Origin of the sequence: Pseudomonas nitroreducens TX1 (assembly GCF_000313755.1) — a bacterium.
GTDB lineage: Bacteria > Pseudomonadota > Gammaproteobacteria > Pseudomonadales > Pseudomonadaceae > Pseudomonas > Pseudomonas nitroreducens_A.
Genome location: NZ_AMZB01000070.1, coordinates 20,755 through 46,985, shown reverse-complemented (window position 1 = coordinate 46,985; position 26,231 = coordinate 20,755). Strand labels below are relative to the sequence as shown.

At 66.7% G+C, this 26,231-nt stretch carries 21 protein-coding genes and 1 pseudogene; 12 read left to right on the top strand and 10 right to left on the bottom strand.

Features of this window, described 5'->3' with window-relative positions; all coding sequences use genetic code 11:
- The first annotated feature begins 86 nt into the window (after nt 1-86).
- On the top strand, nt 87-530 hold the full coding sequence (locus tag C167_RS0102965; RefSeq protein ID WP_017516769.1) for an REP-associated tyrosine transposase: 444 nt from the start codon (nt 87-89) through the stop codon (nt 528-530).
- A 93-nt stretch (nt 531-623) separates the two neighbouring features.
- On the opposite strand, the gene C167_RS0102960 is transcribed toward C167_RS0102965, so the two are convergent.
- Nucleotides 624-1,637, bottom strand: a complete 1,014-nt coding sequence (locus C167_RS0102960) for a succinylglutamate desuccinylase/aspartoacylase domain-containing protein (RefSeq protein WP_017516768.1) — start codon at nt 1,635-1,637, stop codon at nt 624-626.
- A 105-nt stretch (nt 1,638-1,742) separates the two neighbouring features.
- On the opposite strand from C167_RS0102960, the gene C167_RS0102955 reads away from it, so the two are divergent.
- On the top strand, nt 1,743-2,366 hold the full coding sequence (locus tag C167_RS0102955; RefSeq protein WP_017516767.1) for a TetR/AcrR family transcriptional regulator: 624 nt from the start codon (nt 1,743-1,745) through the stop codon (nt 2,364-2,366).
- A gap of 8 nt (nt 2,367-2,374) precedes the next feature.
- On the opposite strand, the gene C167_RS0102950 is transcribed toward C167_RS0102955, so the two are convergent.
- The 4 genes from C167_RS0102950 to C167_RS35365 all read right to left on the bottom strand — a co-directional run bounded on the left by C167_RS0102950 (nt 2,375) and on the right by C167_RS35365 (nt 6,822).
- Entirely contained in the window at nt 2,375-3,124 is a 750-nt protein-coding gene (locus C167_RS0102950; RefSeq protein ID WP_017516766.1) for an ABC transporter permease, read from the bottom strand.
- Between the two features lie 13 nt (nt 3,125-3,137).
- Nucleotides 3,138-3,848 carry an ABC transporter permease gene (locus C167_RS0102945; protein ID WP_017516765.1) on the bottom strand — a complete coding sequence of 237 codons (711 nt, stop codon included), beginning with the start codon at nt 3,846-3,848 and terminating at the stop codon, nt 3,138-3,140.
- Between the two features lie 73 nt (nt 3,849-3,921).
- A complete protein-coding gene (locus C167_RS0102940; protein WP_017516764.1) occupies nt 3,922-4,707 on the bottom strand; it encodes a transporter substrate-binding domain-containing protein in 786 nt (261 codons plus the stop codon).
- Between the two features lie 69 nt (nt 4,708-4,776).
- Nucleotides 4,777-6,822: an aminotransferase class I/II-fold pyridoxal phosphate-dependent enzyme gene (locus C167_RS35365; protein WP_017516763.1), complete on the bottom strand. Its 2,046-nt coding sequence runs from the start codon at nt 6,820-6,822 to the stop codon at nt 4,777-4,779.
- A gap of 278 nt (nt 6,823-7,100) precedes the next feature.
- On the opposite strand from C167_RS35365, the gene arnB reads away from it, so the two are divergent.
- From arnB to C167_RS0102895, 8 genes are read left to right on the top strand one after another with little or no spacing between them, the layout of a single operon-like run.
- The gene (gene arnB, locus C167_RS0102930; protein WP_017516762.1) at nt 7,101-8,240 is read left to right on the top strand and encodes a UDP-4-amino-4-deoxy-L-arabinose aminotransferase; all 1,140 of its coding nucleotides are present in this window, start codon (nt 7,101-7,103) and stop codon (nt 8,238-8,240) included.
- A 7-nt stretch (nt 8,241-8,247) separates the two neighbouring features.
- Nucleotides 8,248-9,252 carry an undecaprenyl-phosphate 4-deoxy-4-formamido-L-arabinose transferase gene (gene arnC / locus C167_RS0102925; RefSeq protein WP_017516761.1) on the top strand — a complete coding sequence of 335 codons (1,005 nt, stop codon included), beginning with the start codon at nt 8,248-8,250 and terminating at the stop codon, nt 9,250-9,252.
- The gene (gene arnA / locus C167_RS0102920) at nt 9,249-11,270 is read left to right on the top strand and encodes a bifunctional UDP-4-amino-4-deoxy-L-arabinose formyltransferase/UDP-glucuronic acid oxidase ArnA (protein ID WP_017516760.1); all 2,022 of its coding nucleotides are present in this window, start codon (nt 9,249-9,251) and stop codon (nt 11,268-11,270) included. The genes arnC and arnA overlap by 4 nt, the downstream gene beginning before the upstream one ends.
- Complete coding sequence (arnD, locus tag C167_RS0102915; RefSeq protein WP_416774171.1) at nt 11,267-12,154, top strand: 4-deoxy-4-formamido-L-arabinose-phosphoundecaprenol deformylase; 888 nt, start codon at nt 11,267-11,269, stop codon at nt 12,152-12,154. The genes arnA and arnD overlap by 4 nt, the downstream gene beginning before the upstream one ends.
- Nucleotides 12,151-13,797: a lipid IV(A) 4-amino-4-deoxy-L-arabinosyltransferase gene (gene arnT, locus C167_RS0102910; protein WP_017516758.1), complete on the top strand. Its 1,647-nt coding sequence runs from the start codon at nt 12,151-12,153 to the stop codon at nt 13,795-13,797. Before arnD ends, arnT begins: the two co-directional genes overlap by 4 nt.
- The gene (gene arnE / locus C167_RS0102905) at nt 13,794-14,138 is read left to right on the top strand and encodes a 4-amino-4-deoxy-L-arabinose-phosphoundecaprenol flippase subunit ArnE (protein WP_017516757.1); all 345 of its coding nucleotides are present in this window, start codon (nt 13,794-13,796) and stop codon (nt 14,136-14,138) included. Before arnT ends, arnE begins: the two co-directional genes overlap by 4 nt.
- On the top strand, nt 14,135-14,563 hold the full coding sequence (gene arnF, locus C167_RS0102900; RefSeq protein ID WP_017516756.1) for a 4-amino-4-deoxy-L-arabinose-phosphoundecaprenol flippase subunit ArnF: 429 nt from the start codon (nt 14,135-14,137) through the stop codon (nt 14,561-14,563). The genes arnE and arnF overlap by 4 nt, the downstream gene beginning before the upstream one ends.
- Nucleotides 14,564-14,603: 40 nt before the next feature.
- A complete protein-coding gene (locus C167_RS0102895) occupies nt 14,604-15,986 on the top strand; it encodes a UDP-glucose dehydrogenase family protein (protein ID WP_017516755.1) in 1,383 nt (460 codons plus the stop codon).
- A 322-nt stretch (nt 15,987-16,308) separates the two neighbouring features.
- Here C167_RS0102895 and C167_RS0102890 read toward each other — a convergent pair whose 3' ends face one another.
- The 3 genes from C167_RS0102890 to ptsP are packed head-to-tail and all read right to left on the bottom strand — an operon-like array spanning nt 16,309 to nt 21,916.
- The gene (locus C167_RS0102890) at nt 16,309-18,048 is read right to left on the bottom strand and encodes a PTS fructose-like transporter subunit IIB (protein ID WP_017516754.1); all 1,740 of its coding nucleotides are present in this window, start codon (nt 18,046-18,048) and stop codon (nt 16,309-16,311) included.
- 26 nt (nt 18,049-18,074) lie between these two features.
- Nucleotides 18,075-19,022: a 1-phosphofructokinase gene (gene pfkB / locus C167_RS0102885; protein WP_017516753.1), complete on the bottom strand. Its 948-nt coding sequence runs from the start codon at nt 19,020-19,022 to the stop codon at nt 18,075-18,077.
- Nucleotides 19,022-21,916, bottom strand: a complete 2,895-nt coding sequence (gene ptsP, locus C167_RS0102880; protein WP_017516752.1) for a phosphoenolpyruvate--protein phosphotransferase — start codon at nt 21,914-21,916, stop codon at nt 19,022-19,024. The genes pfkB and ptsP overlap by 1 nt, the downstream gene beginning before the upstream one ends.
- A gap of 204 nt (nt 21,917-22,120) precedes the next feature.
- Here ptsP and cra point away from each other — a divergent pair, with 204 nt between their 5' ends.
- Together cra and C167_RS0102870 are read left to right on the top strand one after the other, a co-directional pair.
- Nucleotides 22,121-23,113, top strand: coding sequence for a catabolite repressor/activator (gene cra / locus C167_RS0102875; RefSeq protein WP_017516751.1), 993 nt, complete (start codon nt 22,121-22,123; stop codon nt 23,111-23,113).
- 4 nt (nt 23,114-23,117) lie between these two features.
- A complete protein-coding gene (locus C167_RS0102870) occupies nt 23,118-23,897 on the top strand; it encodes a TatD family hydrolase (RefSeq protein WP_017516750.1) in 780 nt (259 codons plus the stop codon).
- 569 nt (nt 23,898-24,466) lie between these two features.
- On the opposite strand, the gene C167_RS35420 is transcribed toward C167_RS0102870, so the two are convergent.
- Entirely contained in the window at nt 24,467-25,171 is a 705-nt protein-coding gene (locus C167_RS35420) for a methyl-accepting chemotaxis protein (protein WP_371318962.1), read from the bottom strand.
- Between the two features lie 153 nt (nt 25,172-25,324).
- Nucleotides 25,325-25,528, bottom strand: a pseudogene (locus C167_RS35415) (HAMP domain-containing protein); the annotation flags it as partial.
- Nucleotides 25,529-26,231: the final 703 nt, after the last annotated feature.

The following is a 26,231-nucleotide window of genomic DNA, read 5'->3' as shown; positions in this document are numbered from 1 at the left end:
CCACAGGTTCGCGAGCAAGCTCGCTCCTACAGGCAGGCCCCATCTCCTCTGCGATTTTTGACGCTGGCTTCCCTGAGGAACTGGCGATGAGTTTTCACGGCAAGGATTTGCGCAGCGGACGTTTCTCGATTCCTGGGCAAATCTACTTTGTTACCACGGTCACTCATCAGCGCGAGCTGCTATTACGGGATTGGAGTGCGTGCTGCGCAGCCGCCCGAGAACTCCACAACGAGGCGCACGCCGATCTCCTCGCCTGGGTGTTGATGCCAGATCATGTTCACTGCCTGGTCCAGCTCGAAAACGACTCATTGAGTGACTTCATGCGGCGGCTGAAATCACTCACCGCGATCTCGATCAACAAAGCACTGAAGCGCACAGGTAAGGTATGGCAATCGGGCTATCACGACCGCGCTCTACGCCGTGACGAAGACCTGAAAGCCGCAGCCCGCTATCTGGTCGCCAATCCCTTGCGCGCAGGACTGGTCAAATCACTTCGTGAATATCCCTTCTGGAACGCCGTCTGGTTGTAATGCATAGCCCTGTAGGAGCGAGCTTGCTCGCGAACCCGACCCCTGCAGCGGGGTTTGTTCGCGAGCAAGCTCGCTCCTACGAAGAGCAGCACATCAAGGATCCAGCGCCCCGGCACTCCAGGTGCTCGAAGGCGCTGTGCCGGTAAACTTGCCCGCGATAGCCCCCTGGGGAATCAGCCGGTCACGGTAACGGGTGGCGAATAATCCACTCTGCGGCGCCCGCAGGATGTGCTCACTGCTTGAGTCGCCAGGGCGCGAAACGATACGCGCAAAGCGCTCGCCCGCCTCGATGTACTCGCCCAACTCACGCTCGAACACCAGCACGCCGGCAGCCGGTGCAAACACGGTTTCCATGAAGCCCATGGGCGTAGCGACGCCCTTCCACTCCGGCAATGGGCCGGCATCGGTGACCACGCCACGCGCTCCGAGGAAGCGATAGAGCCCGTCCGCGTCCTGCCGCGCCAGCGCATCGCTGACGTCGCCCTGCCCGCGCAGTTCCACCGTCGCCACCAGACGCCCGGCGAAACGCTGCTCGGCCAGCCACGGGGCGATCACCACCTCTTCGAAGGCGCCGTCGCCATCGCCTTCCCAGATGATCGCCAGCTCCGCGCGCAGCGCCGCGGCCAGGTCCTGGGCGGCGGGCCAGAAACACTCGTGGACGTAGAGGTATTGCAGCGCCTCGTCGTCGGTGTGCAGGTCGAGCACGACGTCCGCCGGCGCGGCCAGTTCGGCCAGGCGCTTCTGCCACAGCGTGAGGTTGTCCAGCGTGCCGCTCGCGGCCGCCGAGGCGATGAAGCCGCGATTGAAATTGCGCGCACTCGCATCGTGATGACGACCGAGGATGCGCCCCTGGCGGAACTGCCCGATACCAATGGGATTGGCCTGCGGCACCACTGTCACGCTGCCGTTCAACGTGCCGTTGCGCGCCGCCTCGCTCAGGCGCGGCAGCAGTTCGTGGAGCACCAGCATCCCGGCGATTTCGTCGGCATGCACGCCCGCCTGCAGGTGCACTTTGGGCCCCGGCTTGCCGCCATCGATACGCCACGCCTGAACACGCAGCTGCGCGCCCGAGTCGCCCGGTATGCTGAAGGACACATCCTCGATCATCACGTCCTCTCCTCTGTCCGAATCGCCCATGGAAATCTTCGGCAGCGCCTCCTAGTATCGGAACCACTTGCCGATTTCAGGCACGCCGCAAAAGGACGCCGCCCCTTGGATATCCCTCGCCAGAAAGCCCAGCGCACCACACCCGAGGAACGCCGCGACCATCTGGTGCGCGCCTGCCTCAAGTGCCTGGTCGCCAATGGCCACGCGGGCATTTCGGTGCGCCGCATCGCCAAGGAAGCCGGCGTTGCCGTGGGGCTAGTGAACCACCATTTCGGCAGCATCGACGCGCTGGTCGCACAGGCCTACGAAACCCTCGCCAGCGAGGTCACCCAGGCGCTCTACGAACAGGTCGATGCGGTCGGCGACAACCCTGCCGCACGCATGGAGGCCTTCCTCACCGGATCCTTCTCACCCCAGGTGCTGGACCCCGATCTGCTCAGCCCCTGGGTGGTATTCTGGAGCCTGATCCGCCACTCGCCGCCGGTGAACGAAGCGCACGAGCGCGGCTACCACAGCTACCTCGCCATTCTGGAAAAACTCATCAGCGAACTCGCCAGCGCCGAGGGTTTCCGAGTGGCGCGCCCGCGTCTCGCCGCCATCGGCCTCTCCGCCATGCTCGATGGACTGTGGCTGGAGTGGTGCCTGAACCCGACCAACTTCAGCGCCGCCGACGGCCTCGAACTCAGCCGCTGCTGGGTGGAAGGGCTCCGCCGCGGCGCCTATGCCTGATCAGGCGTTCACACGGCGGTGCGTGGCCTGCGCTTGCCCAGCCAGCTCCGTTGCATCGTCTTCCGGGCCTCGCGGCGCACCGGCGTGGCGCGCTCCAGCAAGGCGAACAGCGCCTCGATGATGAAGGTCAGGCAGATGTAGATCGCCGCCACCAGCAGCAATGGCTCATAGACCTGGAAAGTCTGCGCACGCACGACATTGGCCGCGCCGAGCAGGTCGACCACGGCGATGGTGGACGCCAGCGCGGTGGACTTGAGCAGCATCACGCTCTCCCCTGCCAGGGTCGGCAGCAGCAGGCGAATGGCCCGTGGCAGCCACACGCGGTAAAGCACCAGGGTGCGGTTCATGCCAAACGCCGAGGCCGCCTCCAGCTCGCCGCGCGGCACGGCCTTCAGGCCGCCACGAACCACCTCGCCGACATAGGCGCCGACCGAGAGGATGAGCGCTATCACGATGTACCAGAAGCCATCGCGCAGATACGGCCAGAGGAAGCTGCCGCGGATCAGCGGAAACTGTGCGAACAGGCTGCCCAGGCCGTAGTAGAAGATGTAGATCTGCACCAGCAGCGGCGTGCCGCGAATCACGCTGGTGTACGCCAGCGCCAGGCGCGAGACCAGGAAGTTGCGCGACATCCGCGCCAGCGCCACGCCCAGTGCCAGCACGAAGCCCAGCGTGGCCGAAATCAGCAGGATCACCAGGGTGGTGCCCAGGCCCTTGAGCAACAGGGCACCGTAGACGAATAGCCAGTGTTCGTTCATCGCCGCGCCTCGCTCAAACCGCCGGAATCCAGCGGCGGAAGCGCCGCTCCAGGTAGCCCGCGAACAGGTTGGACAGCACGGTGAGCACGTAATACAGCGCCGCCGCGGTGAGGTAGAAGGTCAGGTAGTGCCGGGTAGAACCGGCGGCCTGCTTGGCGGTGTAGAGCAGCTCGTTGGTGCCCACCACGCTGATCAGCGCGCTGTCCTTGATCAGGTTGACCCAGAGGTTGGCCATGCCGGCCAGCGCGTTGGGCGCCATCATCGGCAGGGTCACCCGGCGGAACAGGCCGAAGCCGTGCATGCCGTAGGCGCGCGCCGCTTCGATCTGGCCATAGGGAATCGATTGAATCGCGCCACGGAAGATCTCCGAGGCGTAGGCGCCCTGCACCAGACCGAGCACGACGATGGCCACCATCATGCCGTTGAGTTTCACCTGGCCGTAGCCGAGCCATTCGAAGAACTGGTTCAGGCCCATGGAGCCGACATAGAACAACAGCAGGATCAGCAGCAGCTCCGGTACCGCCCGGCACAGCGTGGTGTAGCCGCGCGCGAGCATCGCCAGCGGCCGTGGCCCATTGATCTTGGCACTGGCCGCGGCCAGGCCGATCAGCAGGCCGACGAGGAAGGCGCCAACGGAAATCTGCAGGGTGACCAGCAGCCCCTTGAGCAGGGCCGGGCCCCAGCCGGAGGGGCCGAAGCCGATCAGGTCGAAGATGCTTTGCATGGCCGTCTCCAGGATGGGAGGCTCAGGGTCAACCCCGTGCCCGCAGCGGGCACGGGTCCGGCTCACGGCTTGATCACTGCTTGGGCGCGACGCTCATGCCGAAGTACTTGTCCGACAGCGCCTTGTAGTCGTCGCTGGCGAGCAGCTTGCCGATGGCTTCGTCCATCTTCGCCTTCAGCGCGGTGTCGTCCTTGCGCAGGCCGGCGCCGACGCCCCGGCCGAAGATCGGGTCGTACTTCACCTCGCCCTTGTTGACGATACCGGCCGCCTGGGCGTCCGGCGACTTGACGAAGGACGCTACGGCGATGCCGTCGGCCATCATCAGGTCGATGCGCCCGGCCACCAGGTCGGCATTCACCGAATCCTGGGTGTCGTAGTAGCGCACGTCGGCGATCTTCTCGTAGTACTTCTTCAGGTAGTTGGAGCTGACGGTGGAGATCTGCACGCCGATGGTCTTGCCCTTCAGGCCTTCGGGGCTGATCTGCACGTCCACCGCCTGGGGCGCGGCGACGGCCACCGGGGTGTCGTAGTAGGGGCGACTGAAGGCGATCTGCTTCTCACGCTCATCGGTGATCGACAGCGAGTTGAAGATCACGTCGATCTTCTTCGCCAGCAGCGCCGGAATGATGCCATCCCAGGCCACTTCGTCGATCTCGCAGGTCGCTTTCATCTCGGCGCAGACCTTGCGGATCAGGTCCGGCTCGAAACCGACCCAGCTGCCGTCGGGCTGCTTCTGCGAGAACGGCGGATAGGGTTCGGCGGCCAGGGCGAAGCGGAGCGTCTCGGCCTGGGCGCTTGCCACGCCGGCCATCAGCATCGCCGCCCCCACCATCAGATTGCACAGACCTTTCTTGTTCATCGTGATCCCCTGCCTTGTTTTATTTAGTGTTGGGTCACGCTCATCGATGCGCCGACAGCGCGGCATCGGTCAGCGATTCTGGTGCGCGTTGACGAACTGCCGGCAGCGCTCGCTGCGCGGCCGCGAGAAGACCTCCTCGGCGGTGCCCTCCTCCTCGATCAGGCCCTTGTGCAGGAACGCCACATGGCTGGACACGTCGCGGGCGAACGCCATCTCGTGGGTGACCAGGATCATGGTCCGTCCCTCCTCCGCCAGCGAGCGGATCACCTTCAGCACTTCGCCCACCAGCTCAGGATCCAGCGCCGAGGTCGGCTCGTCGAACAGCATCACTTTCGGCCGCACGGCCAGCGCGCGGGCAATGGCCACGCGCTGCTGCTGGCCGCCGGAAAGAAAGGCCGGGTACTCGTGGCGCTTCTCGGCCAGGCCAACGCGCTCCAGCAGCGCCTCGGCGCGTTCGCGGGCCTCGGCCTTGCTCTCGTGGAGGACGAAGGTCGGTGCCTCGATCAGGTTCTCCAGCACGGTGCGGTGCGGCCACAGGTTGAAGCTCTGGAACACCATGCCCAACTGCGAGCGGATGCGGGTGAGCTGCTTCTGGTCGGCCACCGCCGGCTCGCCGTGACGGTTGCGGGTCAGGCCGATGGTCTCGCCACTGACGGTGACCGAGCCCTGGTTGGGAATCTCCAGCATGTTGATGCAGCGCAGCAGCGTGCTCTTGCCCGAACCGCTGGCGCCGATCAGCGAAATCACCTCACCCTCGCACGCCGACAGCGACACGCCCTTGAGCACCTCGAAATCGCCGAAGCGCTTGTGGATATCCCGGACTTCGATCACCGGCTTGTTCGTGGGCTGCGTCGGCTCTTGTAGGAGCGGACCTTGTCCGCGATCCGCCGCCGCACCTGGGTTCGATTCGCGGACAAGGTCCGCTCCTACGGGCGAAGCTTTCGCCGGTAGGGTCTCAACGAATCGAATGATCCGCGCACAGGCCTCGGCCATGCTCTCGTCGCTCAAACCGAACGACATCCGCACGAAACCTTCCGCCTGCGGGCCGAAGGCCGCCGCATCGAGCACCGAAACGCCGGTGGCATGGAACAGCTGCCAGGAGAAGTCCAGCGAGCTGAGCCCGGTGTCGCGTACGTCGACCATGACAAACATGCCGGCTTCAGGCGACAGCACTTTCACGCGCGGGCAATCGTTCAGCGCGGCGACCACCAGGTTTCGACGACGACGGTAGATCTCGCGCATCGCCGAAACCACCTCGTCGTGGCGTTCCACCGCCACCAGGGCGGCTTCCTGCACGAAACCGGGCAAGCCGTAGAACATGTTCAGCGCAAGGTTTTCCAGGTGCCCGACCAAGGTCGGGTTGGCGACTATCCAGCCGGCGCGCCAGCCCGTCATGGCATGGGATTTCGACAGGCTGCCGATGCTCAGGGTGCGCTCGGCCATGCCCGGCAGGGCAGCAAAACTCTGGTGTTCACGCTCGAAGGTCAGGCCCTCGTAGACCTCATCCACTACCACCCAGAGGTCGTGAGCCTCGGCCAGCGCGGCGATGGCCAGCAGTTCCTCGCGGTCGAGCACGACACCGGTGGGGTTGCTCGGGTTGGCGAGGAAGATCGCCCTGGTGCGCGGGGTGATCGCTGCGGCAATGTCGCCAGCCAGCGGGCGGAAACCATTTTCCGGACGGGTTGGAACCCCCACCAGCACAGCGCCGGTGGACTTCAGTGTGGCTTCGTAGGTGACGTAGACGGGGTCGAAGGTGATGACCTCGTCGCCCTTCTCCAGCAGGCACATCGCGGCGGCAAACAGGCCGTTCTGAGCGCCGGCGACAACGATGATGTTCTCGGCGGCCACCTTCTGGCCGAAGCGTCGTTCATGCAGGGCGGCAATCGCCTGGCGCAGCGCAGGCTTGCCGGCCACGTCACTGTAGTGGGTATCGCCGTCGCGCAAGGCGGAAATGGCGGCATCGGTGATGAAGTCCGGAGTTGCGAAATCCGGGTCGCCGACGCTGAGCACGATCACGTCGCGGCCGGCGCGCTGGGCGGCGATGGCGGCGTAGTGAATGTCCCAGGCGGCGACGCCGGGTCCGACCATCCTGTCCACAAGCGACGAATAACGCATGCAAGGGCCTCATCCGAATGACGGAATGTCCTGCAGAAGGGTCCGCAGGAGCGTGGGGCCACCATAGCCAAGGATGAACGAGTGTTCAACAGCGATTTCCGACAACGACTTGTCGTTTTCAGACCGTTCACTCAAAGAACTTCCAGCCTTCCGATGCTGCATGTCGCAAGTCGGACAGACGAACGGAAAGACGACATCCACTTAACGGCTTCTTAACGATCTCCACCGTAGCGTTCTCTCATCCCCTGACAGAGCCGCCGCGGCCTTTGGAACACCCCATGGAAATGCCATTTCTCCCCTTCTCCCGTCCCAGCATCGGCGACGAGGAGATCCACGCGGTCAATGAAGTCCTGCGCTCGGGCTGGATCACCACCGGACCGAAGAACTCGGAACTCGAACAACGCTTCGGCCAGTCCATCGGCTGCCGCCACGCCGTGGCGCTGTCTTCCGCCACCGGCGGCATGCACCTGGCGCTGCTGGCCCTGGGCATCGGACCGGGCGACGAGGTGATCACCCCGTCGCAGACCTGGGTCTCCACCGTCAACATGATCAGCCTGCTGGGCGCCACGCCGGTGTTCGTCGATGTCGACCGCGACACCCTGATGACCGATGCCGCACGCATCGAGGCCGCGATCACTCCGCGTACCCGAGCCATCATCCCGGTGCACTACGCCGGCGCCGCGTGCGACATGGACCCGATCGACGAACTCGCCCTGCGCCATGGCATCCCCGTTATCGAGGACGCCGCCCACGCCGCCGGCACCTTCTACCGCGGCCGTCCGGTGGGCCAGCGCGGCACGGCGATCTTCTCCTTCCACGCGATCAAGAACCTCACCTGCGCCGAAGGCGCCATGTTCGTCACCGACGACGAAGTCCTGGCCAACCGCGTGCGCACGCTGAAGTTCCACGGCCTGGGCGTCGACGCCTACGACCGCCTGACCCACGGGCGCAAACCGCAGGCGCAGGTGGTGGAACCGGGCTTCAAGTACAACCTCACCGACATCAATGCCGCCATCGCCCTGGTCCAGCTGCCCAAGCTCGAAGCGATCAACGCCCGCCGCGCCGAACTGGCCGCCGCCTACGCCGAGCGCCTGGCGCACCTGCCCGTGCAGCCTCTGGCAGTGCCGGAGTACCCGCAGCATCACGCCTGGCACCTGTACGTGCTGCGCATCGACCAGGAGCGCTGCGGCATCGACCGCGACGCCTTCATGCAGGGCCTGCAGCAGCGCGGCATCGGCAGCGGCATCCACTTCATCGGCAGCCACCTGCACAGCTACTACCGCAAGCGCTACCCGCGCGTGCAACTGCCCAACACCGAGTGGAACGCCTCGCGAATCGTCTCCATCCCGCTGTTCCCCGACATGACCCAGGCCGACCAGGACCGTGTGGTCGACGCCATCGAAACCCTGCTTCGGTAACGCCACCGTGAAACCCTATCCGATCAATCGTGTGTCCATCGTCATCCCGGTGTACAACGAAGAGGCCAGCCTGCCCGAGCTGCTGCGCCGCACCACCGCCGCCTGCGAACAGTTGGGCCGCGACTACGAGATCGTGCTGATCGACGACGGCAGCCGCGACAGCTCCGCCGACCTGCTGCAGGAAGCCGCGCAGGCGCCGGGCAGCCACGTGGTGGCGGTGATCCTCAACCGCAACTACGGTCAGCACGCCGCGATCATGGCCGGTTTCGAGCAGTGCCAGGGCGACCTGGTGATCACCCTCGACGCCGACCTGCAGAACCCGCCGGAAGAAATCCCGCGCCTGGTCGCCGAAGCCGCCAAGGGTTATGACGTGATCGGCAGCGTGCGCCAGCAGCGCCAGGATTCCGCCCTGCGCCGCTGGCCGTCGAAGCTGATCAACCTCGCCGTGCAGCGCTCCACCGGCGTGGCGATGAACGACTACGGCTGCATGCTGCGCGCGTACCGCTCGAGCATCGTCAAGGCCATGCTCGCCTGCCGCGAACGCAGCACCTTCATCCCGATCCTGGCCAACAGCTTCGCCCGCCACACCAGCGAGATCCTCGTCGCCCATGCCGAGCGCGAGCATGGCGAGTCGAAGTACGACTTCCTGCGCCTGATCAACCTGATGTTCGACCTGGTCACCTGCATGACCACCTCGCCGCTGCGCCTGTTGTCCTTCGTCGGCGGCGGCATGGCGGTGGCCGGCTTCGCCTTCGCGCTGATGCTGCTGGTGCTGCGCCTGCTGTTCGGCGCCGCCTGGGCCGGCCACGGCGTGTTCGTGCTGTTCGCCGTGCTGTTCATGTTCACCGGCGTGCAACTGGTCGGCATGGGGCTGCTCGGCGAGTACCTGGGCCGCATGTACAACGATGTGCGCGCCCGCCCCCGCTTCTTCATCGAGCGCATCGTCCGCAGCGAGACGCCGCGCGCCCTGATCACCTCTTCTTCCCCTTCTCTCGAGTCCATCCAGCCATGACCCAGCAGACCATCGTCTTCGCCTACCACGACTTCGGCTGCGCCGGCATCGAGGCACTTCTCGCCGCCGGTTACCAGATCGACGCCGTCTTCACCCACGCCGACGATCCCAAGGAAAACCGCTTCTACGGCTCGGTCGCGCAGCTCTGCGCGCGCCTCGGCATCCCGGTGCATGCTCCGGAAGACGTCAACCACCCGCTGTGGGTCGCGCGCATTCGCGAGCTGCAGCCGCAGTACATCTTCTCTTTCTACTACCGCCACCTGCTCAGCGAAGAACTCCTGGCCTGCGCCACCAAGGGCGCCTACAACCTGCACGGTTCGCTGCTGCCCCGCTACCGCGGCCGCGCCCCGGCCAACTGGGTGCTGGTCAACGGCGAGACCGAGACGGGCGTGACCCTGCACCGTATGGTGAAGCGTGCCGACGCCGGCGGCATCCTCGCCCAGCAGAGCGTTGCCATCGGCCCCGACGACACCGCCCTGGCGCTGCACGGCAAGCTGCGCGAAGCCACCCGCGAGCTGCTCGCCTCCGCCCTGCCGCGCCTGGCCCGAGGTGAGCTGCAGGAAGTCGCCCAGGACGAATCCCGCGCCAGCTACTTCGGTCGCCGCACCCCGGCGGACGGCCTGATCGACTGGAAGCGCCCGGCCCGCGAGCTGCACAACCTGGTCCGCGCCGTGACCCAGCCCTATCCGGGCGCCTTTGCCCCGGTGGGGGATCGCAAGCTGATCGTCTGGAGTTCGCGCGTCACTGCCGGCAACAACGGCATGGCCCCCGGCTCGGTGCTGTCGGTCGACCCGCTGCGCATCGCCTGCGGCGAAGACTCGCTGGAAATCCTCTCCGGCCAGCAGAACGACAGCGGCCTGTTCCTCGCCGGCCCGCAACTGGCCCGCGAGATGGGCCTGGTGGATGGCTCGCGCCTGCACGGCGCAGTCGGCAAACCCAAGCGCAAGACCCGCGTGCTGATCCTTGGCGTCAACGGTTTCATCGGCAACCACCTCTCCGAGCGCTTGCTGCAGGGCGGCAACTACGAGGTCTACGGCCTGGACATCGGCTCCGACGCCATCGAACGCCTGAAGGGCAACCCGGACTTCCACTTCGTCGAAGGCGACATCAGCATCCACACCGAGTGGATCGAATACCACATCAAGAAATGCGACGTGGTCCTGCCGCTGGTGGCCATCGCCACGCCCATCGAATACACCCGCAACCCGCTGCGCGTGTTCGAGCTGGACTTCGAGGAAAACCTCAAGCTGGTCCGCTACTGCGTGAAGTACAACAAGCGCGTGATCTTCCCCTCCACCTCGGAGGTGTACGGCATGTGCACCGACGCCAACTTCGACGAGGACACCTCCAACCTCATCGTCGGCCCGATCAACAAGCAGCGCTGGATCTATTCGGTCTCCAAGCAACTGCTCGACCGCGTCATCTGGGCCTACGGCCAGAAGGGCCTGAAGTTCACCCTGTTCCGTCCGTTCAACTGGATGGGCCCGCGCCTGGACCGCCTGGACTCGGCCCGTATCGGCAGCTCCCGCGCCATCACCCAGCTGATCCTGCACCTGGTGGAAGGCACGCCGATCCGCCTGGTCGACGGCGGCGAGCAAAAGCGCTGCTTCACCGACGTGGACGACGGCATCGAGGCGCTGGCGCGCATCATCGACAACGAGGGTAGCCGCTGCGACGGGCAGATCATCAACATCGGCAACCCGGACAACGAAGCCAGCATCCGCCAGTTGGGCGAAGAGCTGCTGCGCCAGTTCGAGGCCCACCCGCTGCGCGACCAGTTCCCGCCGTTTGCCGGCTTCCGCGAAGTGGAGAGCCGCAGCTTCTATGGCGACGGCTACCAGGACGTGTCGCACCGCAAGCCGAGCATCGAGAACGCCCGTCGCCTGCTGAACTGGCAGCCGAGCGTGGAGCTCTCCGCCACCATCGGCAAGACCCTGGACTTCTTCCTCCGTGAAGCCTTGGCCGAGCGCTCCGGCGCCCAACCCCACGCCTTCCCGCTGAAGAAAAGCATCGCCTGATGAGAGCGGGCCTGCGCATCGACGTCGACACCTACCGTGGCACCCGTGATGGCGTGCCGCGGTTGCTGGACATGCTCGAGGAAGCCGACGTCAAGGCGACCTTCTTCTTCAGCGTCGGCCCCGACAACATGGGCCGCCACCTGTGGCGCCTGATCCGTCCGCAGTTCCTGTGGAAGATGCTGCGCTCCAACGCCGCCGGGCTATACGGCTGGGACATCCTGCTGGCCGGCACCGCCTGGCCGGGCAAACCGATCGGCCGCGACCTGGGCCACCTGATGCGGCGGGCCCAGGACGCCGGCCATGAAGTCGGCCTGCACGCCTGGGACCACCACGGCTGGCAGGCCAACGCCGGCCGCTGGAGCGCACAACAACTGGAGCAGCAGATCCGCCGTGGGGTGGACACCCTCGCCGACATCCTCGGCAACCCGGTGGAGTGTTCGGCGGTGGCCGGCTGGCGCGCCGACGAGCGCACCGTGGAAGCCAAGGAGCGCTTTGGCTTCCGCTACAACAGCGATTGCCGGGGCCGCTCGCTGTTCCGCCCGCGGCTGGCCGACGGCCGCGCTGGCACCCCGCAGATCCCGGTGGACATGCCTACCTTCGACGAAGTCGTCGGCCCGCAGGTGGCGCCGTCCGCCTTCAACGACTACATCCTTTCCCGCTTCGACATGGACGCCTTGAACGTGTACACCATTCACGCCGAGGTCGAGGGCATTCTCATGGCCCACGACTTCCGCCGCTTGCTGGCCCAGGCACGGGCCGGCGGCATCCGCTTCGTCCCATTGGGCCGATTGCTACCGGACGATCCGACCACCCTGCCCGTCGCCAGCCTCGTGCGCGGCGAACTGGCCGGCCGCGAAGGCTGGCTGGGGGTGCAGCGCGCATGAACCGCCTGGCCTACCCGACGCTGTTCGCCGCCTTCGTGCTGTGCATCCTGCTGCCGATGGCCTTCCACGGCCTGTGGATTCCCGACGAGTCGCGCAATGCGCAGATCAGCCAGGCCATGCTGCAGAGCGGCGACTGGGTTTCCCCGCACCTGCTCGGCCTGCGCTACTTCGAGAAGCCCACCGGCGGCTACTGGCTGACCGCAGCCAGCCAGGCGGTGTTCGGCCAGAACCTGTTTGGCGTGCGCTTCGCCTCAGCGCTGGTCACCGCGCTGAGTACCCTGCTGGTACTGCTGGTCGCCCGCCGGCTGTGGAATGACCCGCGCCGCACCTGGACCGCGGGCATGCTGTACCTGAGCTTCGGGCTGATCGCAGGCCAGGCCGGCTATGCCAACCTCGATCCGCAGTTCACCCTGTGTGTGAACCTCAGCCTCGGTGCCCTGTGGTTTGCCTTCGACGCCGGCACCGCGCGCGGTCGCTTCGCCGCCTGGAGCCTGCTGGGCGTCGCCTGCGCCTTCGGCTTCATGACCAAGGGCTTTCTTGCCTTCCTGCTGCCGGTTCTCGTCGGCCTGCCCTACGCCGTGCTGCAGAAACGCGTCGGCGAGCTGCTGCGTTATGGCCCGCTTGCGGTGCTGGTCGCTGTACTGGTCGCCGCCCCCTGGGCGTTGCTGATCAATGCCCGCGAACCGGAGTTCTGGGACTTCTTCTTCTGGCACGAGCATATCCGCCGCTTCGCCGCTGACGACGCCCAGCACGGCCGGCCGATCTGGTTCTTCGTGCCGCTGCTGTTCGCCAGTGCGCTGCCCTGGGCGGTGCTGATCTTCCCGGCCCTACGCAACGGGATGAAAGGCTGGCGCGACTCGAAGCTGCTGTTCCTTCTGCTGTGGTTCGTCATGCCCTTCCTGTTCTTCAGTCTGGCCAAGGGCAAGCTGCCGACCTACATCATGCCGTGCTTCGCTCCGCTCGCCCTGCTGATGGCCGACGCCCTCGGCCGTGCGCTGCAGCAGCGCAAGCTGATCACCCTGAAACTCAACGGCGCGCTGAACCTGTTGCTGGGCAGCAGCGCGCTGGCCGGCCTGCTGTTCATGCAGGCCCGCCACCCGCAGTACCACGACGAACTTCCCAGCGTGCTGATGATCACCCTGGTCTGCATCGCCTGGCTGCTTGCCGGCCTGCTGCAACTGCTGCGGCCCAGCCGCTTCTGGGCAGCCCCGGCCTTCGCCGCCTGGCTGCTGGTGGCGCTGGTGCCCAATGCAATGCCGAACAAGATGGTCAACAGCAAGATGCCCGACCCGTTCATCGCCGAGCACCTCGACCAGCTCAAGGGCGCCCGCAGCCTGCTGAGCAATGATCTCGGAGCCGCCACCGCCCTGGCCTGGCGCACCCAGCGCAACGACATCACGCTGTTCAACACCGAAGGCGAGCTGAAGTTCGGCCTGGGCTATCCCGAAGGCCAGGGGCGCAGCATCCCCCCCGAAGGTATCCATGCCTGGGTCGACCGCGCCCGCGCCGAAGGCTCCATCGGCGTGGTCATGCGGGTCAACAGCGCCAGCGATGAAGCCGAACTGGCGATGCTGCCCAGCGACGCCATCAGCTACCGGCAGAACCACCTGGTGGTCCTGCTGATTCCGCAGGCCGCGCCATGACCGCCCTGCTACTGGCCTGCGTATGCCTGCTTACCTGCCTGGGCCAACTGGCGCAGAAATTCGCCGTGGAAAGCTGGCGCGATGCGCCGGCCGGCATCGCGGCGAAACTCCTTTCGCCCTGGCTGCTGCTGGCCATCGCCTGCCTGGGCGGCGGCCTGCTGCTCTGGCTGCTGGTCCTGCAGCGCCTGGAAGTAGGCGTCGCCTACCCCATGCTGAGCCTGAACTTCGTGCTGGTGACGCTGCTGGCGAGCCGCCTGTTCGGCGAGCGCATCGATGCGCGCCATTGGTTCGGCGTAGCGCTGATCGTCGGCGGCGTCGCCCTGCTGGGGATGCACTCGTGAAGCGCGGCATCGCTTTCGCCCTGGGCAGCGTGCTGCTGGTGAGCAGTGCGCAGCTGGGCATGCGCTGGAGCATGTCACGCCTGCCCTCGCACTGGCCATTCGACCTGGCACAGCTCGACATCCCCGCCCTGCTGGCCCTGGCCGGCGCTGTGCTGGCCTACGCGCTGTCGATGCTCTGCTGGCTGCTCGCCCTCAAACACCTGCCGCTGAGCCGCGCCTATTCCTGGCTGAGCCTGAGCTACGCCCTCGTCTACCTCGGCGCCGCCGTGCTGCCCGGCCTCGGCGAGCCCCTGAGCCTGCCGCGCACCCTGGGCGTCGCCCTGGTGATCGCCGGCGTGATCGCGATCAATGCGCCCCGCCGCCCCGACAGAACAACCGTCATCAAACCCAGCGACGCTCGCCACGAGCACGCGCAGTTCGACTGACCCCCACCCCGCTTCGAGTCCCTATCCGGGAGAGCACAGTATGAAAATCAGCGTATTCGGAATCGGTTATGTAGGCCTGGTGCAGGCCGCGGTCATGGCCGAGGTGGGCCACGACGTCCTGTGCATGGACATCGACGCCGACAAGATCGCCAAGCTCAAGCGCGGCCAGATCAGCATCTTCGAACCGGGCCTCGCCGAGCTGGTGAAGGACAACCTGGAAGCGGGACGCCTGCATTTCACCAGTGACGTCGCCGAGGCTGCCGCCCATGGCCGCGTGCAGTTCATCGCCGTCGGCACACCGCCGCTGCCCGATGGCTCGGCCGACCTGCGCGCCGTGCTGGCGGTGGCCGAAGGCATCGCCCGCAACCGCACCCAGCCAGTGATCATCGTCGAGAAGTCCACCGTGCCGGTGGGCACGGGCGATCGCGTGAAGGCCAAGGTGCTGGCCGTGCTGGCCGAAGAAGGCCGCAGCCTGGACTTCGAGATCGTCTCCAATCCCGAGTTTCTCAAGGAAGGCTCGGCGCTGGCCGACTGCCGCAAACCCGACCGCATCGTCATCGGCTGCGAAAGCCCCGAGGTGCTGGACGTGATGCGCGAGATCTACGAGCCGTTCAACCGCAACCACGACCGCATCCTGAGCATGAACCTGCGCAGCGCGGAGCTGACCAAGTACGCCGCCAACTGCATGCTCGCCACCAAGATCAGCTTCATCAACCAGATGGCCGAGCTGGCCGAGCACCTGGGCGCCGACATCGAAGCCGTACGCCAGGGCATGGGCGCCGACCCGCGCATCGGCTACCACTTCATCTACCCTGGCTGCGGCTATGGCGGTTCATGCTTCCCCAAGGACGTCCAGGCCCTGATCCACAGCGCCGAGGAAGCGCACTGCTCCAGCGACCTGCTGCGTGCCGTGGAAGCGGTCAACCAGCGGCAGAAGAGCAAGCTGTTCGAGCGTATCCGCAGCTACTACGGCGGCAAGCTCAAGGGCCGCACCTTCGCGCTCTGGGGCCTGTCGTTCAAACCCAACACCGACGACATGCGCGACGCGCCCAGCCGCACCCTGATGGAAGCCCTGTGGGCCGCCGGCGCCAAGGTCCGCGCATTCGACCCCGAAGCCATGCCCGAAGCGCAGCGCCTGTACGGTCACGATGAACGCCTGACCCTGATGGGCACTCCGGAAGCGACCCTGGGCGGCGCCGATGCCCTGGTGATCTGCACCGAATGGCGGCAGTTCAAGGCGCCGGATTTCGAATTGTTGGCCAGCCGCCTGAAGTCCCCGGTGATCTTCGACGGGCGCAACCTGTTCGACCCCGAGCGCGTGGCGCGCTACGGCTTCGAATACTTCCCCATGGGCCGCGGCGACTCGCACCGCCTGCCGGTTCCGGCGCAGGCCGTCGAAGAACGTCACCGACGCAGCGCCTGATTGCAGCCACGCCCTGTCTGAAAGTCCTGCGCAGGCCCTCGCCCTCTCCCCCGCCCTCTCCCTGAAGGGAGAGGGAGCTATCCGTGCCAACTGACGCCAATGTTTTCAGCCGGCACCAAACCAGTCCCCTCTCCCTTCAGGGAGAGGGTTAGGGAGAGGGAATACCAAGCACGGAGTTCAGCCGCGTAGGGCACATACCCCGGAACGGGTTATCCGCCACCTCGGTGCTGAGGATGCGCAGGAGCGCACTCCGTCCGCGATAGCTCCGCATCGCGCCGGTACCACTCGCGGAGTCCACACCTACGCCACGGCAAATCCCGTTCTACACCTGCCCCATCACCATCATCGGCGCCGCCTCGCCGCGCTTGAGCAGCGCATAGAGCACACCGGTCACCAGACTGCCGATGGCAATTGCCAACAGATAAAGCAACGCATGGTTCATCGCGTTGGGGATCAGCAGCACGAACAGCCCGCCATGGGGCGCGAGCAGCTTGCAGCCGAACAGCATCGACAACGCGCCGGTCAGCGCGCCACCGGCGATGCTCGCCGGGATCACCCGCAGCGGGTCCTTGGCGGCAAAGGGAATCGCGCCCTCGGAGATGAAACACAGCCCCAGCACCAACGCTGCCTTGCCGGCCTCGCGCTCGCTCTGGGCGAACTTGCGCCGCGCCAGCAGCGTGGCGATGCCCATGCCAATCGGCGGCACCATGCCGCCGGCCATCACCGCCGCCATCGGTGCATAGCTCTGCGAGGCGAGCAAACCGACCGAGAACGCATAGGCCGCCTTGTTGATCGGCCCGCCGAGGTCCACGCACATCATCCCGCCCAAAAGCAGGCCGAGCAGAATGGCATTGGTGGTGCCCATGCCGGCGAGGAAGTCGGTGAGCGAGCGCATCATCGCCGCCACCGGCGACCCCACCACGTAGATCATCACCAAGCCAGTGAACAGGCTGGCCAGCAGGGGAATGATCAGGATCGGCTTGAGCGCCGCAACGCTGGTCGGCAGTGGAATCCACTGGGCAATCGCGCGCGCCGAATAACCCGCCAGCAGGCCGGCGACTATGCCGCCAAGAAAGCCGGCGCCCAGCGTGCTCGCCAGCAGACCGCCGATCATCCCCGGCGCCAGGCCCGGACGGTCGGCGATGGACCAGGCGATGTAACCGGCGAGCATCGGCACCATCAGCTTGAACGCCGCGTCGCCGCCGATCTGCATCAGTGCTGCCGCCAGGGTGCCCGGCTGCTTGAAGGCCTCGATACCGAAAACGAACGACAGCGCGATCAGCAGGCCGCCCGCCACCACCATCGGCAGCATGAAGGACACGCCGGTGAGCAGGTGCTTGTAGACGCCGCGCGCTTCACTCCTTGTCGGTGCCGCACCGCTGGCGGCGGACGAGGCAGCCTCCGACTTCGCGTCCTTCAGCGCGCGCTCGAGGGTCGCTTGCGGCTGCTTCAGCGCCACGCCGGTGCCGCAACGGAAGATGCGCTTGCCGGCGAAACGCTCGGGGTTGACCTCGATGTCCGCCGCCAGCAGGACCACATCGGCGGCAGCGATGTCCCCTGCGGTCAACGGATTGCGCGCCCCCACCGAGCCCTGGGTTTCCACCCGCAGATCGATGCCCATCCGCTGGGCCGCCTGTTGCAGTGCCTCGGCAGCCATGAAGGTGTGCGCCACGCCAGTCGGGCAGGCGGTCACCGCAACGATTTTCGCCGCGTTCGTCACTTCCGCCGGCGCACCCGACGGCTCGCCGGGCTGCCAGACCCTGGCCTCCTGCGCCGCACGCTGGAGGAAGACCGCCGGCTCTACCAACGCCTCGGCAGGCCGGGCCTGGACCAGGCGTTTGCCGGCAAAACGCGACAGATCCAGCGACTGGGTGCTGACCACCAGCACCCAGTCGGCAGCGGCAATCTGACCTTCGCTCAATTGACGCTCGGGATGCTGCGGGTGGTATTGCTCGACACAGACCGACCAGCCCAGCCGCTCGGCCGCCGCACGCAGCAGGCGAGCGCTGAGCACGCTGGAAATCTGGCCGTTTGGGCAGGCCGTAATCAGGGCAAGGTTCATCGTCATACCTCTTGTTGTTCTCTTGCTCAGGCCTGGCTCGGCGCCAGAGCCTGAACCTGCACCGCGTCCTCGATGCGCTTGAGCCGCTGCGCATCGCCGATGCCGAACTGGAACTGAGTCACCGCCAGCGCGGCTACCGCAGTCGCCTGGCGCAGCACGCGCTGGGCCGGCCAGCCGGCGAGCAGGCCATGGACCATGCCGGCCAGCAGCGAATCGCCGGCGCCCACCGTGCTGGCCACCTCCACCTTCGGCGGAACCGCCTGCCAGACGCCCAGCGGGCCGAACCAGCGCACGCCCTCAGCGCCCTGGGAAAGCACCACCTGCTCGATGCCACGGGCACGCAACGACTGGATCTGCGCGGCCAGTTCATCGGCGCTGCCGGCAAGTTGTCCACAGGCCTCGCCGAGTTCCTGGTCATTGGGCTTGATCAGCCAGGGAGCGGCCTCGATACCGGCGCGCAGCGCAGCGCCACTGCAGTCGAAAGCAACTCTCAGACCGTGGCCCTGCAGGCGCAGCAGCAGCTCGCGCAACCACTGGGGATCGACGCCGCGCGGCAGGCTGCCCGCGACTACCGCGATCTCGCAATCGGCGGCAATCAGATCGATGCGATCCAGCAGCGCGTCCTGCTGCGCCTCGCCAACCTGAGGGCCGGGCCCATTGATATCGGTTATGCGCCCGGTACCTTCGGCGAGCTTGATATTGCTGCGGGTTTCCCCCGGCACGCGGACGAAGGCATCGATGAAACCCCGGCGGCGAAACAGCGCCTCGAAAGCTTGTGGGTTGTCCGCGCCGAGAAAGCCGGCGACCGTCAGGGAATGGCCGAGGTCAGCCAATACCTGGGCGACGTTGACGCCCTTGCCGGCGGCCTGGCTGAGCACCGACTCGCTGCGATTCACCTCGCCGGGCGCAAGCCTCGGCAAGCGCACGGTGAGGTCCAGCGCGGGGTTCAGGGTCAGGGTCAGGATGCGGGCCATCAGTGCACCTCCGGCAGCGCCAGGGCGACACTCTGGCGCACGTCCGCCGCCGAGCACAGGGTCAGAGCGGCCTGAGCCAGCTCACGGGAAGTCGGCAGGTCAAGCTCGCGGACCCGCGCCTTCACCAGGGCAATGCTGCGTGCCGAGACGCTCAGCTCGTCCACGCCCAACCCGACGAGCAGCGGCACCGCCAGCGGGTCGGCGGCCAGTTCGCCGCACACGCCCACCCACTTGCCATGGGCATGAGCCGCGCGCACGGTCATGTCGATCAGTTGCAGCACGGCCGGGTGCAGGCCGTCAGCCTGGGCGGACAGGCTCGGATGCCCCCGGTCGATAGCCAGGGCGTACTGGGTCAGGTCGTTGGTGCCGACGCTGAAGAAGTCCACCTCGCGCGCCAGCACCGGCGCCAGCAGCGCGGCCGAAGGCACCTCGACCATGATACCCAGCTGCAGGTCATGCTCGCCGCCCAGCTCTGCGCACAGTTCGAGGGTGAGGTCGCGGGCCTGCCGCCACTCCTCCACCTGCCCGACCATGGGGAACATGATGCGCAGCGGGCGGCCGTCAGCGGCGGTGAGCAAGGCACGCAGCTGGGTGCGGAAAATCTGCGGGCGCTGCAGCGTGAGGCGCACGCCGCGAATGCCCAGGTAGGGGTTGGCTTCCTCGGGAATTGGCCAGTAAGGCAGCGGCTTGTCGCCGCCCACATCGAGGGTGCGCGCTACCAGCGGGCGCCCTTCGAGAGCATCGAGGACACGCCGGTATTCGATCTCCTGGGTCGCCTCATCCGGCGCCTGGAGGTTGTCCATGAAGACGAACTCGGTGCGCAGCAGGCCGACGCCTTCCGCGCCCAGCTCCACGGCTTTCGCCGCACCGGCGGTATCGCCGAGGTTGGCGCAGACTTCCACGGCATGGCCGTCGCGGGTCACCGCCGGTTCGTGGCGGCGCGCCTCGGCCTGTTCGGCTCGACGCCGGCGCAGCTCGCGCTGGGTTTCGGCGGCGCGCAGCGTCTGCGCATCCGGCGCAATCGTCAGCTCGCCCTTGTCGCCATCCAGCAGCAAGGCGGTGCCGGACTCCAGCGCCAGCACGCTTTCCCCGGCGCCCACCAGCGCCGGAATCCCAAGCGCGCGGGCGATGATTGCACTGTGGGAGGTGGCGCCGCCGCGTGCGGTGACGATGCCGGCCACGCGCTCCGGGTCGAGCCGCGCCACATCCGACGGGCCGACTTCATCCATCACCAGGATGTAGGGGTCTTCGGGCTCCGCCGCGCTCTCGACGCCGCACAGGCGCGCCAGCACGCGCCGGCCGACATCGCGCAGGTCCGCCGCGCGCTCGGCCAGCAGCGCATCGCGCAGGGCTTCCTGCTGGGCGGCGACACGCTCGATCACCTGACTCCAGGCGGATTCGGCGCTGGCGCCTTCGAGCAGGCGTGCCTGCACTTCGTCGAGCAATTCGGGGTCGTCCAGCAAGGCCTGGTGAGTGACGAAGATGTCGCAGATCGCCTTGACCTGGCTGCGCGCGAGCAGGCTTTCGATCTCCCGGCTGATGGTGGCGCGAGCCTCTTCCAGGCGCAGGCGCTCGACGTCCGGCGACTCACCGCGCGCGGCGAATTCGAAGGCACGAGCGACCTGTACGTATGCCGGCCCATCGGCGATGCCCGGCGAGGCGGGAATGGCCTGCAGTTGCGCGCCAGCTTCGGGAGCGTGCATCGCCACCCGTTCCTGCTCTTCCCGTGGCACGCTGTCGGCGACCCGCTCGACGATTTCCGGCAGCGGCTCGACCTCTTCGCCCAGGCCCTGCTCTACCGCCGCCCGCACGGCTGCCAGCGCGGCCTCGGCGATATCCGGCTCGGCGAAGAACTCCAGCATCTGCCCGCGCCGCGCGCCGAGGCTGAGCAGCTTGCTCAGGCTGCGGATCGACACCGCGGCGCTGTCGCCCTCGGCAATACGCACACGGATTTCTCCGCTGTAGTTCCGCGCCAGCAACATCAACACCTGTGCCGGGCGGGCGTGCAGGCCGTGGGGGTTGGCCAGCGGCACGCGAATGCTCGGCCAATCCACCGGCAATTCGCCGCCCAGGGCCTCCAGCACCGCGCGAACGGACGTGGCGCTCGCCAGTTCTGCAGCGCGACCATCGACCAGCAGGTCGCCGAGGCGCCCCAGTACATCGGCATGCGCATCGCCCTGGCGAGCCAGGCAGAACAGGCCGCGCACCGGCTGGCCGGCATGGCTCAGTTCGCGCGCGGGGGAGACAAAGACGAGGCCGGGACGCGTGACGCATTGCTCGCTGTCCTGCCACCAGAGCCCGCCGCCCAGCGGCAGGGCCTCCTGGTCATGCAATGCCGCGGCGAAGCCGGGGACGACGCAGCCCGCCTTCTTCAGGCGGCGGGCACCGACCAGCGCCAGTTCATCGAAATCCTCGGCCGCGACACCGAGCCCGACCAGATGCTCGTCGAACAACAACGGTTGCGGCGCTCCACCTTGCAGCAACTGCAGGAGGTCTTCGGGCTTCTGCGCGACACGCAACGCCGTGCCCACTTCGCCGTCGCCCAGCGCACGGGTGAGCAGTTGCAGCAGGCGCAGGTGTTCGTCGGACTTGGCGGCGATGGCAATGGCCAGGTGCACGGTCTGCCCGTCGCCCCAGTGCACACCTTCGGGGAAATGCATCAGGCGCACGCCGGTGCGTTGCACCAGGTGCCGCGTTTCCGGCGTACCATGAGGGATGGCGATGCCTTGCCCGAGGTAGGTGGAGCCTTGCGCCTCGCGGGCCTGTATCCCGGCGAGGTAGCCCGGGGCGACCAGGCCGTCGTCTTCGAGGGCAGAGCCGAGCATGGCCAGGGCGGCCTGCTTGTCGGCAGCGCGCTGGCCCATGCGGACCTGCTGCGCGTTGAATTCGAGCATCGCTTGTCTCCTCACCGGCGTTCGCGCGCGCCGGCGCTGGGGCGGTTATCCGCTTGTTCGGTGATCAGCTTAGAGGTTGCGACGCAGGAACAGGGTTCAGGCAATACTGCGTGCGCAATGCTGAATCGATTCACCTATTGAGACTGGCACGTTACTCGATAATGCGTGATCCTTGAAGCCCCCAATTGTCGGCAGCATCCCGCGTTGAAACTCAGTGATATCGCCCGCCTGGCCGGTGTTTCGGTCACCACCGCCAGCTATGTGATCAATGGCAAGGCCGTCCAGCGCCGCATCAGCGCCGCCACGGTTGAGCGCGTGCGCGCGGTGATCGAGGAACACGGCTACCACCCGGACCAGCAGGCCGCGAGCCTGCGCCGCGGGCAGACCCGCACCCTGGGCTTCGTCCTGCCGGACCTGGAAAACCCCAGCTACGCCAAGCTCGCCAAATTGCTCGAGCAGGGCGCACGCGCGCGTGGCTACCAGTTGCTGATCGCCTGCTCCGATGACGAGCCGGACACCGAGCGCCAGGTGCTCAGCCTGTTCCGCGCGCGCCGCTGCGACGCACTGATCGTCGCCAGTTGCCTACCGGCCAGTGACGACAGCCATCAGCGTCTGCAAGCAGCGGGCGTGCCGGTGGTCGCTGTCGACCGCCAGCTCGATCCTCAGCAATTCTGCTCGGTGGTGAGCGACGACCGCGACGCCTGCCAACGCCTCACCGCGAGCCTGCTCAAGCCGGCGCCGCGCAGCATTGCTCTGTTGGGCGCGCGGCCGGAGTTGATCATTTCCCAGGAACGCGCCGCCGGCTTCCGCAGCGCCCTGCGCGAGTTCAAGGGACAGGTGCTGATCGAGCACGGCGAAACCTTCAGCCGCGCCTGTGGCCGCCGCCTGATGGAAGAACTGCTGGCCGGCCAGGGCGAATTGCCCGAAGCGCTGATCACCACCTCCTACGTACTGCTCGAAGGCGTCTTCGATGTGCTCCAGGCGCTGCCCAGCGGCTGGCCGGCAGACCTGCGCATCGCCACCTTCGGCGATACCCAGCTGCTGGACTTCGTACCGCTGAAGGTCAACGCCATTTCCCAGCAGCATGCGCTGATCGCCGAACGCGCACTGGACCTGGCGCTGGCCGCCATCGAGCAGAACAGCTACACCCCCGGCGTACACCCGATCCCGCGCAACCTCAAGTTGCGCACGGAGTGAAGCGATGCACCTGATCGACACCCACAACCACCTCGACTGCCCGGACTTCGAGCAGGACCGCGCCGCCGTGCTGCAGCGCAGCCGCGAGCTGGGCGTGGAGCGACAGGTGCTGCTGGGGGTATTCCGCGAGAACTGGGAGGATGTCTGGGCGCTGGTGGAGCAGGAGCCGGACCTGTACGCCGCGCTGGGCCTGCACCCGATCTACCTGGCGCGACACCGGCCGGAACACCTCACCGCGCTGCGCGAGTGGCTGCAGCGCCTCGCCGGGCATCCGAAGCTTTGTGCGGTGGGCGAAATCGGCCTGGACTACTACCTGGAAGACCTCGACCGCGAGGGCCAGCAGGCCATTTTCGAGGAGCAGCTGCGCATCGCCATCGACTTCGAGCTGCCGGTCCTGCTGCACGTGCGTCGGGCCCACGCGGCGATGATCGCCACGCTCAAGCGCTACAAGCCCAAGCGCCAGGGCATCGTCCACGCGTTCGCCGGCAGCCGCGAGGAGGCCCGCGAATACCTCAAGCTGGGTTTCCGCCTGGGCCTGGGCGGCGCGCCGACCTGGCCCCAAGCCAACCGCTTGCGCAAAGTGGTGCCGGAGATTCCGCTGGAGTCCATCGTGCTGGAGACCGACTCGCCGGACATGGCGCCATCGATGTACCCCGGCGTGCGCAACAGCCCGGAGCATCTGCCGGAGATCTGCGTGGCGTTGGCGGAATTGAAAGGCATCAGCCCGGAAGAACTGGCCAGCGCCAGCACGCGCAATGCGATGGAATTGTTCGGCTGGTGCTGAACCGCGTTTTTTGCGCGCGGGCTCCGGCCCTCTCCTGATCGCGGATGAATCCGCTCCTACGGGAACGCGCGCATCTCTTACCCTTCAGATCTGGCTTGTGAGGTCTTCCAGAGAGATATCCGCACGCTCCGGACTGCCCCTTTCAGGAGGCCTCGTTGAATTGGAGTTTCAGGGGTTGAGCGACATGGATGTCGCGAGAGCCACGATGGGCCAGGGATGGCCCGTCGTGGCGTGCCCCTGAAACTTCGATTCAACGAGGGCATTTTTCGCCTAGGCGAAAAACCGGATGGAGGGGCAAGACCTTTGCCTACCTTTGGGTCTTTCCAAAGTAGGTCGCCCGAGGGGGCGAAACAAGGGACATCAGCACACGCCGATGCGGCGCAGAAACATCCAACCCGATCGCGAGCGAGCTCGATCCTGCTGGGTATGGGCCCGCCGCCAGGTTCCTGAATTCACCGACAAACCGATGCCCGTGAGATGGGGTGCTTCCATGCGACCCACGGGCATCGGCCTGCTGGCGAAAACCTCGTTGCGGGGCGGATCGCAGGGTCCGCCCCGACGCTTGCGGATCAGACGCGGAACGCGCCGATCAGTCGCTTGAGCTCCACGACCTGCCCGGCCAGTTCGCGGCTGGCGCGCTCAGTCTCGCTGGCGCCTTCGGAAGTACGCTCGCCGGCCTGGTTGATCTCGACGATGTTCTGGTCGATGTCATGGGCCACGGCGGTCTGCTGCTCGGCGGCGGCGGCGATCTGCTGGTTCTGGTCGACGATGGCGCCCACTGCGCTGAGGATGTTCTCCAGCGCCTGCTGCACCTGGGCCGACTGGCTGACGGTGCCGTCGGCGGTCTGGTGGCTGCTGCCCATGGCCTTCACCGCCGCGCCCACGCCGTTCTGCAGGCGCGCGATCATCTGCTCGATCTCTTCGGTGGATTGCTGGGTGCGCTTGGCCAGCGTGCGGACCTCGTCGGCCACGACTGCGAAGCCCCTGCCCTGCTCACCGGCACGCGCGGCCTCGATGGCCGCGTTGAGCGCCAGCAGGTTGGTCTGCTCGGCGATGCCCTTGATCACGTCCAGCACACGGCTGATGGAGGCGCTGTCGGCGGCCAGCTGATTGATCACCGCCACCGACTCGTCGATTTCGCCGGCCAGGCGCTGGATGCTGCCCACCTGGGACTCCACCAGGGCGCGGCCGCTGGTGGTTTCCTGGTTCACGTTGTGCGCGCTGCCCACTGCCACAGCGGCACTGCGTGCGACCTCCTGGGCGGTCGCGGCCATCTGGTTCATCGCCGTGGCAACCTGCTCGATCTGGTTGCGCTGACCGGCCACCGCCTGGTTGCTCTCGGCGGACACCGACTCCACGCGCACGGTCTGCCGCTCCACTTCGCTGACGGTGCGGCCGACCTGCTCGATCAGGTCATGGATCTTCGACACGGTCTGGTTGAAGGCATCGCCCAGTTCGCCCAGCTCGTCGCGGCTCTGGGCCTGGAAGTTGACAGTCATGTCGCCGGAAGCGACGCGCTCCATCATCTTGCCCAGGCTCTTCAGGGTGGTTCGGGTGGAAACGTAGAAGCCGCCGTAGAGGTAGACGATGGAGACGAATACCACCAACAGGGCGGCCACCAGCAGCACCATCTGCCGCTGCTTGCTGGCCAGGCGCTCCTGCAGGGCGCCATCGATGAACTGCAGGACCTGGTCATCCAGGCGGTAGGTCTGCTCCATCGCCTTGCTGACCTGCTCATAGAACTCGGCCCAGGGCGTATCGAGGGTGTCGGCCATCACCACCTTGTCCTCGAACAGCTTGCCCATGCTCTTGATGGTTTCGCGGCTGGCCTGGGCCTCGGCGGACAACGCGTTCTGCGCAGCCGCGCTGGCGCCCAGGGCGTCCTGCAGCTTGAGGCCGTATTCGGCGTGGAGCTTTTCCAGGTCCTGCAGCAGATCGTCGAGCTTGCTGCTGGTGGAGGAGTTGAGGAAACCCTGTCCCAGCGCGCCAGAACCCATGGTGCGGCCCTGGCTGAGGGTCTCGGTGACGTGCGGTGTACCGGAGGTGATCAGCTCGGCGAGCTGGCGCAGGTCACGGGCGTCGTCCTGGCTCAGGCCGGCCTGGGATACCAGCAATTTGTTGAAGACCTGCACTTCGCTGAGCAGGCGCGCCGCCATGGCCGCCTTGCTCTGCAACGAGCCCTCGGCATCGACGCCCTTCAGGCTGGCCAGCAGCTCATCGCGCTTGGCATTGAATTCGGCAATCTGTTCGGCGTCAGGGCTAACCGGTTGCAGGGCGCTGATCTGCGCCTGCAGGTCCTTGTGCAACTGACTGATGCGCGAGTCGAGGCCAGCG

What these genes read in the sequence shown, in the direction of transcription:
- arnE (WP_017516757.1), top strand. Translation starts at nt 13,794, where the DNA reads ATGACCGCCCTGCTACTGGCCTGCGTATGCCTGCTTACCTGCCTGGGC.
- C167_RS0102965 (WP_017516769.1), top strand. Translation starts at nt 87, where the DNA reads ATGAGTTTTCACGGCAAGGATTTGCGCAGCGGACGTTTCTCGATTCCT.
- arnA (WP_017516760.1), top strand. Translation starts at nt 9,249, where the DNA reads ATGACCCAGCAGACCATCGTCTTCGCCTACCACGACTTCGGCTGCGCC.
- C167_RS0102895 (WP_017516755.1), top strand. Translation starts at nt 14,604, where the DNA reads ATGAAAATCAGCGTATTCGGAATCGGTTATGTAGGCCTGGTGCAGGCC.
- pfkB (WP_017516753.1), bottom strand. Translation starts at nt 19,022, where the DNA reads ATGGCCCGCATCCTGACCCTGACCCTGAACCCCGCGCTGGACCTCACC.
- C167_RS0102960 (WP_017516768.1), bottom strand. Translation starts at nt 1,637, where the DNA reads ATGATCGAGGATGTGTCCTTCAGCATACCGGGCGACTCGGGCGCGCAG.
- ptsP (WP_017516752.1), bottom strand. Translation starts at nt 21,916, where the DNA reads ATGCTCGAATTCAACGCGCAGCAGGTCCGCATGGGCCAGCGCGCTGCC.
- C167_RS0102870 (WP_017516750.1), top strand. Translation starts at nt 23,118, where the DNA reads ATGCACCTGATCGACACCCACAACCACCTCGACTGCCCGGACTTCGAG.
- arnB (WP_017516762.1), top strand. Translation starts at nt 7,101, where the DNA reads ATGGAAATGCCATTTCTCCCCTTCTCCCGTCCCAGCATCGGCGACGAG.
- C167_RS35365 (WP_017516763.1), bottom strand. Translation starts at nt 6,822, where the DNA reads ATGCGTTATTCGTCGCTTGTGGACAGGATGGTCGGACCCGGCGTCGCC.
- C167_RS35420 (WP_371318962.1), bottom strand. Translation starts at nt 25,171, where the DNA reads ATGGCCGCGACCGCCCAGGAGGTCGCACGCAGTGCCGCTGTGGCAGTG.
- C167_RS0102950 (WP_017516766.1), bottom strand. Translation starts at nt 3,124, where the DNA reads ATGAACGAACACTGGCTATTCGTCTACGGTGCCCTGTTGCTCAAGGGC.
- C167_RS0102890 (WP_017516754.1), bottom strand. Translation starts at nt 18,048, where the DNA reads ATGAACCTTGCCCTGATTACGGCCTGCCCAAACGGCCAGATTTCCAGC.
- C167_RS0102945 (WP_017516765.1), bottom strand. Translation starts at nt 3,848, where the DNA reads ATGCAAAGCATCTTCGACCTGATCGGCTTCGGCCCCTCCGGCTGGGGC.
- C167_RS0102940 (WP_017516764.1), bottom strand. Translation starts at nt 4,707, where the DNA reads ATGAACAAGAAAGGTCTGTGCAATCTGATGGTGGGGGCGGCGATGCTG.
- arnT (WP_017516758.1), top strand. Translation starts at nt 12,151, where the DNA reads ATGAACCGCCTGGCCTACCCGACGCTGTTCGCCGCCTTCGTGCTGTGC.